The organism is Providencia sp. PROV202 (assembly GCF_028479565.1).
Classification (GTDB): Bacteria; Pseudomonadota; Gammaproteobacteria; order Enterobacterales; family Enterobacteriaceae; genus Providencia; species Providencia zhijiangensis.
Window position 1 is genome coordinate 18,983 of the sequence record NZ_JAMPNV010000010.1, and the last position, 13,461, is coordinate 32,443.

General features: G+C 40.0%; 15 protein-coding genes. 12 read left to right on the top strand and 3 right to left on the bottom strand.

Annotation, left to right across the window (positions count from 1 at the left end; genetic code table 11):
• Positions 1 to 37 precede the first annotated feature (37 nt).
• From PR799_RS06350 to PR799_RS06360, 3 genes are all read left to right on the top strand, one after another.
• Complete coding sequence (locus tag PR799_RS06350) at positions 38 to 829, top strand: hypothetical protein (RefSeq protein ID WP_210837097.1); 792 nt, start codon at positions 38 to 40, stop codon at positions 827 to 829.
• A 134-nt stretch (positions 830 to 963) separates the two neighbouring features.
• Complete coding sequence (locus tag PR799_RS06355; protein ID WP_272521524.1) at positions 964 to 3,159, top strand: AAA family ATPase; 2,196 nt, start codon at positions 964 to 966, stop codon at positions 3,157 to 3,159.
• A 767-nt stretch (positions 3,160 to 3,926) separates the two neighbouring features.
• A complete protein-coding gene (locus tag PR799_RS06360; protein ID WP_272521525.1) occupies positions 3,927 to 5,189 on the top strand; it encodes a hypothetical protein in 1,263 nt (420 codons plus the stop codon).
• 181 nt (positions 5,190 to 5,370) lie between these two features.
• Here the strand turns inward: PR799_RS06360 and PR799_RS06365 are convergent, their stop codons facing one another.
• From PR799_RS06365 to PR799_RS06375, 3 genes are all read right to left on the bottom strand, one after another.
• A complete protein-coding gene (locus PR799_RS06365; protein WP_272521609.1) occupies positions 5,371 to 6,612 on the bottom strand; it encodes an integrase in 1,242 nt (413 codons plus the stop codon).
• A gap of 392 nt (positions 6,613 to 7,004) precedes the next feature.
• Positions 7,005 to 8,021, bottom strand: coding sequence for a site-specific integrase (locus PR799_RS06370; RefSeq protein ID WP_164455370.1), 1,017 nt, complete (start codon positions 8,019 to 8,021; stop codon positions 7,005 to 7,007).
• A gap of 5 nt (positions 8,022 to 8,026) precedes the next feature.
• Positions 8,027 to 8,611 (bottom strand): phage repressor protein CI, encoded by a 585-nt coding sequence (locus PR799_RS06375; RefSeq protein ID WP_164455372.1) that lies wholly within the window; start codon positions 8,609 to 8,611, stop codon positions 8,027 to 8,029.
• A gap of 122 nt (positions 8,612 to 8,733) precedes the next feature.
• Between PR799_RS06375 and PR799_RS06380 the strand changes: the two genes are divergently transcribed.
• From PR799_RS06380 to PR799_RS06420, 9 genes are all read left to right on the top strand, one after another.
• Positions 8,734 to 8,934 carry a MerR family transcriptional regulator gene (locus PR799_RS06380; protein ID WP_036952399.1) on the top strand — a complete coding sequence of 67 codons (201 nt, stop codon included), beginning with the start codon at positions 8,734 to 8,736 and terminating at the stop codon, positions 8,932 to 8,934.
• A gap of 61 nt (positions 8,935 to 8,995) precedes the next feature.
• On the top strand, positions 8,996 to 9,505 hold the full coding sequence (locus tag PR799_RS06385) for a phage regulatory CII family protein (protein WP_048608898.1): 510 nt from the start codon (positions 8,996 to 8,998) through the stop codon (positions 9,503 to 9,505).
• Positions 9,506 to 9,507: 2 nt separating this feature from the next.
• Entirely contained in the window at positions 9,508 to 9,795 is a 288-nt protein-coding gene (locus PR799_RS06390; protein ID WP_164455374.1) for a hypothetical protein, read from the top strand.
• Between the two features lie 10 nt (positions 9,796 to 9,805).
• Positions 9,806 to 9,961, top strand: a complete 156-nt coding sequence (locus tag PR799_RS06395; protein WP_164455376.1) for a hypothetical protein — start codon at positions 9,806 to 9,808, stop codon at positions 9,959 to 9,961.
• Between the two features lie 9 nt (positions 9,962 to 9,970).
• Entirely contained in the window at positions 9,971 to 10,321 is a 351-nt protein-coding gene (locus PR799_RS06400; RefSeq protein WP_232058945.1) for a DUF5347 family protein, read from the top strand.
• Positions 10,322 to 10,392: 71 nt separating this feature from the next.
• Positions 10,393 to 10,644 (top strand): DUF2732 family protein, encoded by a 252-nt coding sequence (locus PR799_RS06405; RefSeq protein ID WP_229597468.1) that lies wholly within the window; start codon positions 10,393 to 10,395, stop codon positions 10,642 to 10,644.
• On the top strand, positions 10,637 to 12,805 hold the full coding sequence (locus tag PR799_RS06410) for a replication endonuclease (RefSeq protein WP_272521526.1): 2,169 nt from the start codon (positions 10,637 to 10,639) through the stop codon (positions 12,803 to 12,805). The genes PR799_RS06405 and PR799_RS06410 overlap by 8 nt, the downstream gene beginning before the upstream one ends.
• Positions 12,765 to 13,136: a hypothetical protein gene (locus PR799_RS06415; protein ID WP_272521527.1), complete on the top strand. Its 372-nt coding sequence runs from the start codon at positions 12,765 to 12,767 to the stop codon at positions 13,134 to 13,136. Before PR799_RS06410 ends, PR799_RS06415 begins: the two co-directional genes overlap by 41 nt.
• A gap of 120 nt (positions 13,137 to 13,256) precedes the next feature.
• A complete protein-coding gene (locus PR799_RS06420; protein ID WP_272521528.1) occupies positions 13,257 to 13,454 on the top strand; it encodes a hypothetical protein in 198 nt (65 codons plus the stop codon).
• Positions 13,455 to 13,461: the final 7 nt, after the last annotated feature.

The following is a 13,461-nucleotide window of genomic DNA, read 5'->3' on the forward strand; positions in this document are numbered from 1 at the left end:
TTGTTTAAGAAAGACATAATTTTTATTGAGGTGTTAATTGATTGATAATAAAGAAGTGTTTTATCAGGCGCGAGTTTTTGTTGAAGCGAAACAGTGGCAGCTACATGACGAAATTTACAAAAAAGGGTGGAGAGGTTTAAGCGCAACGTCGAAAGAAAATGCAATAGACATGTTACAAATGAAAGATCCGAGAGTTTCTGAAACTGCAAATGAGCTCTATGAGAAAATAATGAAGAGTTCGAATCCATACAAACGCCTAGAAAAATACCTATCAACTGATCATGTAGAATTAACTAGAGTGCATTATGGTTCTAATGTATATCTTTTAAATACCATATTTTGGTCCTGCGTTACCTTTCATCTCGCAGTAAAGTTTCATAAGTTAAATCGCTCTACTGAGTTTGAAGTAATGGCGATGCAGTGCTTACTTAAAAGCCTGGAGATAGTTAGCGAAAGTTTTGGTTTAGGTGTTTATAGCTATTACAGTAAAGATTTAAATCGATTGAGGATGCAGCGTAGTGACGCTGCTAAAGAGGGGCGTAAGGCTCGAACCAACTTACTGAATCGGATAAAAAAAGAAGCAAGTGATTTACTTTATATACATCAACCGCCTGATAGAAAATGGAAAAGTAAAACTGAAGCAGCTCAAAAAATTGAAGGTAAACTATGGAGTTTTATCCAAGAATTGGAAGAGAACGGTGAAAAAACAGACCTTGTTTGTGAGAGTTTAGATAAGACGATTGTACGATGGTCTAAAAAAGAAGGTGAAGTAAAATTAGCAATGGAAGAAACAGTTAGGATCAGAAAAAATAAAGCTTCGGTATCGTGATTGATCTGGAATTCGACCCTGTAATGCTCAAGGACTATTTGCAGGGTTGATTATGGATATTTGTTTGGTAGCTTGCTGTAGATAATTTTAAAGATAAAATATCCACATACAGCAGACGGTAATAAGGATATAGCATGACAATTCTCTCCATCCACGGCGTTCGCAGTTATCAGGGTGAAAAGCCAGTGGAATTCGACTTGAGTAAGTATGTCACTCTTATCTATGGACAAAACGGTTCAGGAAAATCAACTGTTTCTGGTTACTTTTATAAGCATGGTCGAGCAGAATACAGTCAGTGTAACCTGCAACCTCCGTTGAGTATGAACTACTTGGTATTTAATCAGGAGTATGTAGATGATATTTTCAGTCAACCTTCTCAGCCGGGAATTTTCACTTTAAGTAGTGAAAATGCAGAAATTAAAACTGAAATAGATATTCTGGAAGCACAATGCAAACGTCTCCGTACCGATAGTGATGCTTTGGATGTACAAAAACGTGATGTTGAGAGTATGTCAGAAAGAGTTAAAAGTGAATCAGCAAAACAAATTTATAGTTCCACCGCAGAAATCAGAAAAACAGATTTATGGGATTTGATGGCTGGAACCAAACAAACCGATAAGCTTTATCAGACAATCTTAGAACACACTGAAGTTGAAGATACATCAACACAGGAATTGGTTGAAGAATTGCACCAACTTGAGGCAAGTAAAGGTAATCCTTATGCTTTACTCGAATCCTTGCCAGCATTCCCTTTGAATGAAACTGACATTACGTTATTGATGCAACCTCTTATTCCAACAGGTGATAGCCGCCTTGCTGCTGCAATTAATCAATTGGGCAACATTGACTGGGTGAGGAATGGACAGTCGTGGCTGATTGATGATATTTGTCCATTTTGTCAAACACCAATAGATGTGCAGCAACTTCAACGGGAAATTACTGCGCTTTTTGATACCTCATGGGAAGCCGCGATGGAGCAGTTGCAGGAGCTTCAGGAACGATATCAATCCTGGTACGATAAACCCGAAGATATGCGTCAGTTAATAAAGGCGTGTCCATTAGTTGAGAAAGAACATCCCGTTTATCTCTATCTGCTTGAACTAGAACAGGTATATCAGCGAAACAAATTGCATATTGATGAGAAATTAACATCACCTTCGATATCGATCTCTCTTGAAGATCTTTCTGTTTTGGCAGACGCTGTTTCAGCGCAGCTGACTGATATTAATACGATAATTGGCGAACATAACCGAAAGGCTGACAATTATCATGTTGAGCGGCCAAGACTAAAACAGAAGTTACTCGGCTATATCCGAAAACTGGTAACAGAAACAATAACTAATCATGATAAAAAATTAGCGGAGTTTGCAAAGAAGTTAGACAAATTAACGGAACGTCAGAAAGAAATCTCGGACAATCTTAATGCTCTAACCTTAATTATTCGCGATAAATCAAGCCTTATCGTCAATACTCAGGAAACGATTGATCGGATTAATTGTAGTTTGAATAGTCTAGGGGTCACTGGGTTTCATATTGCTCCTTATGAAGATCGGGATGATTACCGTCTGATTCGGGAAGGAGAGAACAGCGATACACCAGTTTTTAGTAGCCTGAGTGAAGGGGAAAAGACGTTGATTGCTTTTCTATATTTTCTAGAAACCTGCACAGGGAGAAAAAGTCGTGATGACAATGACCAACGAACACGTTTAATAGTCATTGATGACCCCATATCCAGCTTATCGCAAAATTATGTTTTTGAAATTGCTTCATTGATCCAGTACCATGTTATACGAGCCAGAATTGCTGAAAAAATTATTATTCTGACACACAGCCTATTTTTCTTTCAAGAGTTGCTACTTTCTGCGGAAAGAAAGAAAAGGCCTGCTGGTTCTTGTCCTCCTGAATGGACGCTTTATAGGATATCCAAATCCCTGCATAGTTCTGCTTCTCCTGTTTCTGAAAAAGAATTACTGAACGACTATCAGGCACTATGGTATGTCTTGCGTCATGCCCAAAAAAATGACATTGCCAGTGTTGTGATCCCGAATACAATGCGGCAAATTCTTGAATATTACTTTGGTTTTTCAGGAAAAAGTGCAACCCTTCACCGAGCACTTGAAACACTGTCCAGCGGACCTGAAGGCGAACCTGGGTTTCGTATATTTGCCCGTTATCTGAACAGACATTCCCACCAAGATGCTCGCAATATCTCTCTTCATGAAGGTGCTTCGGTTGAACGCTATCTTACTTGGTTTAAGAAAGTATTTGAGGCAGCGAAAGATGAAGAACATTACACATCAATGATGGGAGAAGTGACAAAATCTGCTTGATTAACAATAGAAAGGGACCATCACCCTGAGATTAACCGTTAACAGTTCGGCAAAGAGCGCATGTGCTGACACACGTGCTCCCAGCGACCAAAACGGAAACGCAGATACTGGTGAACCAGCACAGTTTTCTGTTTCATTCCGGGCTCCTTTCTTTCGACGCCGACAAGCTGTCAGCGAGCCTTGTACACCTCGTACAAGCGTGACTATCGTGTAGAGGCTGAGGATCCCAGGATGATGGCTACTGTTATTGTAGGCCATTTCAGCTAATGATTCAATCTTTGCTTAATCTCCTTATCTGGCTGTCATAGCTTCCATCATCAATAGCCGAGTCCATTATATTCATTCATTATTTAGTAACCTCACTACTAGTGGCTATTCAGGGAACTATTGTCCTCATTGTAAGCTTTTCTTATACTTAGTGTGGCAATGCTCAAACGAGTCTAGTGTTGTATTTAGCTATAAAAGGTGTTTGAACAGCTCACCATAAATTAACAGAGTACTCGCTTCTGGCATTAAACTACCCACATATAGAACCCTCGGGCCTATTCCCCAGATGGCAAACCGACAAGCTTAGTTGAATTGCCAGAAGTGGAGTTTAAAACCTGACTTCAAGCCTCTGGTGGTGTGGTGATTATTTAGCGGACTAATGCGAGCTGAAATTCTAAATCATCATTTAATAATGGCGGAGAATTACTGATAATATTCAAATATCATGCAGGGGGACTGGTGCGTATAAACATAACTGCATCTAAATCTAAGGAAGATAAATGACATCGTTTATAGTGGAGCAAAAATTTCACTCGGTAGGGAATGGCACTTTTAAATCAGGTGTAGTAATGAGCCTGGATACAAGAGAGGCTTTCCAATGGGTTTATGATTGTGGCTCCACAAGCATGACTACGCTAAATCGAGTATTAGGGGCAATAACCCGGCGCGGATGGCCAGAATCCATTGATATGTTAGTGCTATCGCATTTCGATAATGATCACGTTAACGGCGTTGAAGAGATTCTGAGGCACTGTCGCGTTAAAACTCTTATCCTCCCATTTTCAGAATGGGCACAGACCGTGCGCGAGATTTCGGTTATGGGCAAAAAGGGTACTTCACCGTCAACAGCGCTCATGCAGCTCAATCCAGTTAAATGGCTGACATCAAGAAATTTTGATGCTCATGTCGAAGAGATTGTATTGGTTCAGGGGGGAACCGAAACTTCACCTGTTCCCTATGGTGACGATGATCCTAAACCGGAACCGAGAGATTTTCAGCGAGATGATGATGTCAGACGTTTCAGTCAGAACTACTTTTCTTTAGGTTCGGCTATGACCGGTGCCTCAAGAATTCGAATTTTCCGCCATGATCGATCTATTCAAGCCTTAAACAGGGAGTTTGAGTTCGTCTTTTATAATGCAGAGAAAGACTTTGCTACCCTAGGGTTGATTGAACAGCGAAACGGACAGTGGTATGCAAAAAAATCAGGTAGTCTCTTATCTGATGCTAAAACAGATATTCAGAATACCATCATGAGTATTAACCTACACCAGCCGCTATCGACAATGCCTACAGGCTGGAGGAAAACTCTAAAGAATTGCTATGAAAACCATTTTGGTCATTCAGGCAAGGCTAAAAATAACATTTCGTTATGTATGTATGCTGCACCTATCAGAGCAACACCTTGTCAATTTCATGTGAGGAATGATTGTTGCATTATCCCGCATGCGAAAAAGCCGACTGTTAGGCTGGCTACGCTCTGTACTGGCGATATTCATCTTACTTCATCAGTGATTTCAGATATCCAAAACCATCTGGGAACGCAACGCTGGGACAGAATTGGTTTGGTGCAGGTTCCTCACCATGGTTCTCAGCATTCGTGGGAACTAGGTAATGCGAAATTACTGGCTCCTGCTCAATTTGTACATTGCGCATCGGGGACAAAGCACCATCCACATCCACTCGTGCAGGCAGATCTCAGTAGTTCTGTTGTGTATACGGCAGACCGTAAGCAAAGTGTATATGTTTATTATAAGCTTTAATGAAAGGGGGGAGCGCCCCCTGAAGGTCTTCGAAGGAATACTCCTTATCTAAGTGTTACTGTGATAGCGACACCTTGTGATCTGTACGTCGTAAATCCAACAAAATGATATTAGCTACTTTAGCTTCCGGCATAGAGCTGACATCTAGATGATGTATAGCTCTGAACTGATACACAGTAAGTTACCCAACTAGCGATATCCCTCTTATCCCGCCTTCAATAATACTTCCCCTATCAGCCTCTTCAATAAAATCAGCCCACCATTGCATCATAGGGCGTCTTTGCTCTAGATAATCACTGCGGTTATAGGCGCGTCTAACTTCATTTTTATCAACGTGGGCGAGGGCGGCTTCGATGACATCGGGTGGGAAGCCTTGTTCATTGAGAGCGGTACTAGCAATTGAGCGTAGGCCGTGTGAGACCAGTACACCACCGAATCCAGCGCGTTTTAATGCAGCATTGACGGTTTGGCTATTCATTGGCTGAGTAGGCTTGATACGGCTAGGAAAGATAAACTCACGATTACCACTTAATGGTTTCATTAGCTCTAAAATAGCCAAAGCAGCGTCAGATAACGGAACGGTATGTTCGCGATTCATTTTCATTCTAGCAGCGGGTATCTTCCATTCCTTGGTTTCAAAGTTGATTTCGTCCCAACGGGCCTCAGCGGCTTCGGCAGGGCGAGATATGGTAAGCAGCTGCCACATAAACAAGCATCGAGTTGATAGGCTAATACTAGCTGTTCGCATTGTCTGCATGAGCTTTGGTAGCTGATCAGGTGGGATACTTGGCATATTCTTTTTCTTGGGTTTTTCAAAAGCCTTGCCAATGTTGATACTTGGAACGGCATCAATTAACCCAGTATTTTGAGCATAGATCATCACTTCGTTGATACGCTGACAAAGGCGACGGACAGTTTCTAGTGCGCCTCTGGCTTGTACTGGTTGTATTGCTTGAACCAATATGTGCGCTTTGATATCAGTAACACTAATATCGCCAATAGCGGGGAAGACATCTCGTTCAAGTGAACGCCAAATGTCGTTACCATAGTCTTCGGTTACTGTGGACTTCTTCACTTCCCACCAACGTTCAGCGACAAGTTGGAAGGTATTGGTTTTAGCCTCTTGAGAGTTTCTTACTTGATCTTTCTGATATTCTTGAGGGTCAATATCTTTTGCCAGTAATGAGCGAGACTCTGCTCTAAGTTTTCTAGCATCTGAAAGTGTGACAGCAGGGTAGGCCCCAAAACTTTGTTTGGTCCTTTGTTTTGTATAAGGGCGGTAGTAACGGAATTGCCATAATTTGCTTCCGCTAGATTTGATTAGCAGTGTGAGTCCATCACCATCATACAGCTGATAGTCCTTGTCCTGCGGTTTAGCTGCTTTGATTTCGGTATCGGTTAATGGCTTAGTTTTTCTTGCCATGAAAAATCTCCATGCGTTTAGGCCCAACAAAGATGTTAGTTCTTTTCGTTGGGCCTATCAATGGGCCTAAAGGAATTAGCTTGGGTGGGATAAAATAGGACAGTGTAGGACATAAAAAAGCCCGCAACTCATTGAGTTAGCGGGCTTTTCAGTCTTCTTTGGACGTCCTTAGAAGATAATTTGGTGGAGCTGGCGGGAGTTGAACCCGCGTCCGAAATTTCTACATTCTCTAATGGGGTATAGTGAAATCAATAGGTTACTATATTAATCAATAAATTAGCTAACAATGGCTGATAACGGCTATCAATAGATATCAACGAATAACAATAGTTATTGAGTTAGATGGACACTATGTGGACATAATAAATTGTTAGCTGTGTAAAAAGCAATGTTTATTCATCCAGTGAACATAATGGATTTTTGGTGACGGCATCTTCCAAATGACTAGGTGCAAAGTGAGCATATATCATTGTCATTTTTATATCTGAATGGCCTAGAATGTCTCTTAGCACTAAAATATTTCCCCCGTTCATCATAAAGTGGCTTGCAAATGTATGTCGCAAAACGTGGGTGCATTGCCCTTCGGGTAATTCAATGCCTACTTTATTTACCGTTCTTTCAAATGTTTTACGACAAGGGGTAAACAGCTTGCCTCGTTTTTTGGGTATCTCGTTATATAGTTCTTTTGAAATAGGAACAGTTCTTACTTTTTTACTTTTTGTGTTTTTATAAGTAATACGATAGGGGGTTACTTGGCTACTTTCTAAATTTTCCGCTTCGCTCCATCTTGCGCCAGTGGAAAGACAGATTTTTGCTATCATTAAAACGCTATCACTTTTAGATTCTGAAAGCGCATCAAGTAGAATTTTGATTTCATCTTTATATAGAAATGTCACCATGCTTTCATCTACCTTAAAAGTAGGTAGGCCAGCAAGAGGGTTAGGTAAAGACCAATGACCTAATTTTTTTAAAGTACCAAAGACTGCTGATAAATTGCGTTGTTCATGATTAACCGTGACAGGCTTTATTTCCATGCAGCGCCCATTAACATCAGGTATTTCACCTTTTAAGCGACCCTCACGATATAAACTAAAATCAGATGCGGTTAGTTGTGATGCGATTGGATCGCCTAGCCCTGCACAAATAGCTTTTAGCTTTGACATCATGCGGTCTACATCGGTTAAGGTTCTACCGTATAAGTCATGCCATTGATTGATTAAATCAGAAAGCCGCCTGTTATCCTGTTTTTCACCAAGCCACGGCTTATCCTCCATTTCACCTAGGATATATTTCTCGTAATAAAGAGCTTCACCCTTTGTGGCAAATTTTTTTCGTATGCGTTTACCGTTAACACCGTTTGGCCTTATATCACATAGCCATTCGCCAGAGTCAATTTTTCTAACAGTCATATTATTTATTGATTTTCAATAATAGTAACAACTCGACCTAATATAGATAAGTCATCTAAATCACAATCAAACGGTATACCAACGCCAGACACGCGAACTTTTTTTATAGGTATGCGAGTAAGTTCTCTAATACTTATTTTACCCTCAATATCAACTAGCCATTTACCGTCAAAAATATCACTGAAATGTTTATCAATGATGTAGTAATTATTATCTTCCTGAATGGATTTAGGTTCAGCAGGAAGCGGGGCGGTATTTTTGAACATAGCTTTATCAAACATAACGTTGCTTGACTGAATAAGTTCACCATTGATTAACTTAAAGTTAGTAATTTTTAGAACATCAACTTTTTCATGTGTGAATGGTGTTCCAGTGCCAAATGTTAACCACTCAAGATTAGCGCCTGTTTCCAGAACGCAACGTACAACTATATCGGCGGGGAATAAATCTCTTTTGTAACGCATCGATAAGCTACTACTAGCGATACCTAAATGTTCTGCTAAAGCTACTTTGGAGCCAAATCCATAAGCCTCAATACAACGATCTAGCACCTCGCCACCACTTTTAGTGAAGTCTATTTCTAGATTCAAGGTAAATACCTCTTGATTTTAGCTTTAAGTGAATCTATTATTCACTACAAGCTATTGTTAGCCATTGTTAGGTAGTTAGCAATTATTGTTAGCTGTTGTTAACCAACTGGAGATTTTGCCTTATGAACGAACAATGTTCAACTGAAACAACCATGAAAAAGCGCTGGATTCCAATATCAGAATTTTGTGAAAAGTATGGAATATCGCTTAGTACTGCCCGTTATTGGAAATCTCAAGGTAAATTAAAAATCAAACCAAAGAAGAAAGCTAATGAACGTGTATACGTTGATTTGGTCGCTTACCATAAAGAATGGTTTGAATAAAAAAGTTCACGTTTCGTGAATGTTGATGTGTAAATAGTGAATTACAAAAAGAGTAAAGGCTATGTTTGATTATCAAGCTTCCAAACAATCACACTTTGACAATGCATGTCGTGCTTTTGCGATTACGCACAAAGGTGACCTTGTTCAGATAGCGGAAGCAATCGGCATGAATGCGCAAATGTTGCGTAACAAGTTAAACCCAGAACAGCCGCACCAATTAACATCAAGTGATTTAGTTAAAATTACGGATGCGACAGAAGATGCCACGTTGTTAGATGGTTTATTAGAGCAGCTTCAATGTCAGCCGTCTGTACCTTTGAATAATGCGACTGAGGGAAATTTTCCAGCGTATATTTTAAATGCAACGGCAGAGGTCGGAAAGTTAGCAAGTCAAGCGGTCTTAGGTGGTCATATTAATAATGCCCGTTCCGCTGAAATTAAACAGAGCGTAAATAATGCGATCCGTTGTTTAGCATTAGTTGGTGTGACAATTTCAGCCCGTTTACATTCATCCCCTGCGTTTGTATCAGCGATTGATACCGTTGTGGGATTCAGTCAAGCAATGGTGTGATTATGTGTAATGAAAAAAGTGCATTAGAAAAATTAGCAGAAATAACAAATAGAAATCGTGATTTGAATAAAAAAGGAATAAAAGTAAACACAGATAATATTCGCAATAGGAGCAAGTATAAGTCTGAATTGAAATCTGATGTGCTTAGTTGTCTTTTCTTATATATGGAAAATCATAATTTAGGCATTGATGCGGTGTATGAGGTGTTACTAGACATAAGGACAGAGTTAAATTGCGAGTTTAACGCAAAAATATACCATGATGATTATGATGATGAAGTTCCATTTTGAGGGTTAACAAATGACTCAAGCACATAAACAGCAGTACAAATATAAAGTCACTGGCGACTCATTTAAACGTTTAGAAGAAATCAGCGTAAACAAAAAAGATGGTTCATTAAAATATATTGTCCCCGTTATTTTGTTTGCAACTGTTTATTTAATTTCTAGAATATAGGTAATTACTATGAGACAGAACCCAGCAATACTTGAACAGCGTTACATGCCAATGTCTATAGGTCAGCGTGTACACGGTATCAATAAAGTATGTGAAGTTAAATCTAAAACATCGGGATTAGAGAACAAAGAATTAAAGTCATTTATAAAAGAAATGCGTGACCGCTTTAATGAAGACCATGTAAATAATAAAAAACTTTTAGCTGTTATATTTTTCATGGCTGACATTGATAAGTCTAGACATGGTTGTCAATTTGAAGATTTAACTTCAAAAGAAATATTTAATATTGTTAAAGCTATTAATTATATTAAAGGCTCAAGTGCCTTGTTACCTAAAAATTTAACCTTACCGCTTAATTAAATAATACCCAATTAAATAAATGACGTTAGCGCGTCAGGAATTTTTACACTCTAAATTTAGGAATTAAATAAATGAATATACCAGAACCAACATTCACACCTGTAGTTGATATGGGTAACGGTGAAGATGTCACAATGATTGCTGTTATTCAAGCTAACCGTGAAGATGAAAAAAATGCACGCTCAATTATTTTTGCTTCTCGTTTACGTCGCCTTTCATTGCAAGTTATTCGCGACAAGCTCGACTATGGACAGATAGCACAGTTATTGGAGAGTGAAGCTAATCACATCGAAAATCAGGCGCAAGAACTGAATTATGTTTGAAGTGCAAGAACACAATAGCGACGTATATATTTCAATACGTCGCCAACAAGAAGAAAATAAGCCAGAGTTGCCGAAATCAGCGACTCTGGCTGAACGCATTATGTGGGATGCCAATAAAGATGATGCTGAGTGGCGTCATGAAATTATTTCGCATGTTCCCGATTTCCTATCAATTTACTTTGCCACTAAATACGCACGCCTTTTTAATCAAAAAGGTCGTCGTCGTGCCAATGAATTTTTACGCAAAACAGCTAAGAATGTATTGCCACGATTCGAACGTGTCATGAAACAGTATGAGTTTAAACATCATGTTTCAGGTGACAGGCCATTCCCTTTTATTGAACAACTCGAAAATATAGCGCAGTTAGATAGAACGGTTATCAAAACCTTGGCAAATGAAATTGCCAGTTTTATGAGTGATAACTATGAAGCTGCAACAAAGCAATACGCCAATAGCGACCCAAAAGATGAATGTGAAGCCCGTCAGCGTCTTGATAAAACTTACGCTTTCCTTGCTAAATTAACATTGCAGTCAGGCACTCAGCCGCCATATTGGCAGCAATTTAACAAAGGTAGGATTAGGCCAAGTGAAGATAAACTTTGCGCGGCATTGCTTCGCATGTTTGATGTTGCTTGGTGGTATCGTCGTTTAAAACGTTTGTGTGACCTGAAACGTGAGCACCTTGCTATCGCGATTGGTCAAGTTCAAAAGTCCGCATCACCTTATGTTTCAAAAACAACCTTGCATCGTTGGGTAGAACAAAAGCGTTCCAACTGGCAATTTCTTAAAGACTTTGAATTACAAGACGAAGACGGCAACCGAACTGAACTTACAAAAATGGTTTTAGGTAGTGTGGCAAACCCTGCCGTTCGTCGTTGTGAGTTAATGGCACGCATGCGCGGGTTTGAAGACCTTGCAAATGAAATGGGCTGTGATGGTGAGTTCTACACAATGACCGCCCCATCAAAATACCATTCCGCTTATCAAGCAGGTGGTTTTGTTGATAATTGGAACGGATGTGATCCAAGAGCAACCCAAAAATATCTGTGTAAAACGTGGGCGAAAATACGTGCGGCTTATAGCCGTGCGGGTATCCGTGTTTTTGGTTTTCGTGTTACCGAGCCACACCATGATGGTACGCCACACTGGCATATGTTGTTGTTTGTTATGCCTGAGCAGAAAAAACAATTACGTTCTATTTTTAGCCACTATGCACGTTTAGAAGATAGAGACGAACTTACCACACCTAAAGCATTAAGAGCCCGTTTCCACGTTGAACCTATCGACGAAAGAAAAGGTAGTGCAACTGGCTATATCGCTAAATACATTTCAAAAAATATTGACGGTTACGCGATGGACGATGAAGTCGATAAGGAATCAGGCCAGAAGTGCAAAGACATGGCGCGTGCAGTTTCCGCTTGGGCTTCTCATTGGAAGATTCGCCAGTTTCAACAAATAGGTGGTGCGCCTGTGTCTGTATGGCGTGAATTACGCCGTATGGGTGATGATACAGAAGCATCAACAGGTTTGGATGTTGATTTTGCCGAAGTCCATAAGGCCGCAGACACAAGCAATTGGAGCGAATACACCAAATTGCAAGGTGGAGCCTTTGTACGTCGTGCCGACCTTATCGCCCGTCTATGGTATGAGCGTGAAGAAAAGACAAACGCCTATGGTGAGCCTGTCGATTGTATCAAGGGTGTTTATTGTACTTTGGTAGGTAATGACTCCCCATTAATTACCCGTATTAAGAGCTGGCAGATTGTGCCGAAGTTAGCCGAAGCGACAGCGGAGGCTGGTTTTGATGGCGCGATTAGCGCCCCTTGGAGTTCTGTCAATAACTGTACGCAGGCACGGAGGACGATTAAAGACAAAGAAACGGTTATTCCCGATATTGTCAGAAAAGCCAAAGAAATTGGCATCACTTTAGACCCCGAAAAAGACCCTTTCATGATCCATTCGATAGCAAGAGGGGCTATTTATACAGAAAACGGTCAAAGCGTGAAATTTCATGCGAATGGCCATATCCAAAAAATCGTATTTAAGTCAGATAAAGTCAAAAAATCACTGGCTCGGTGTGAGTCGGCTATATCTCGAATTCAGCAGAGGATAAAAGAAAATGGCAAAAACAGCGGCAGAGCGCAAAGCGGAACAGCGTAAGCGACAAAAAGACAATGGCGAAACGAAATTTGAGCTGATGGTCGATAGTCAAGAATTGGAAATGTTGAAGAATAATTGTGCTATTCGTCGACCAGGGCGGGAGCCTTACGAAATGAATGAGTACATTCAACTATTAATTCGCCAAGATACTGCTCGACTAAGTGACAAAATTCACGAGTTATCAAAATCAACCTGTAAAAGATGCGGTGAGCAATTGCCTGTTAGTCAGTGTTGCTTATCAGGTGCGTCTGATTGTTGGAATACCAACGGCTGGCATTATTTGAAGTTGGATAATATTGCCGTGACATGTCACAAAGCGGATAGTTTATAAATGAATCACATAACCCTGTAATTCAAAAGAAATTTTAATTATTTCTGATTTACAGGGTTTCCCAATGACTTTATTTATGTATACTGTACAAATATCCAGTATACAAATGGGAATTTGAATATGAGCGATTTATTACAGGAATCGGTAGCGTTTGAGCGCATTAGTGTTATTGCAAAGCTGGGGAGTTTAGAGGGTTGCAACCATTATGAGCGTCAAGTTGTACTCACACTGATTACTGAACTTGCAGACGGTGCAAGGGAAGAAATAGCAAAAAAGAGCAATCAAAAAATTAGGCTGCTAAATAGCAGCCTGATGTAAATCAGCA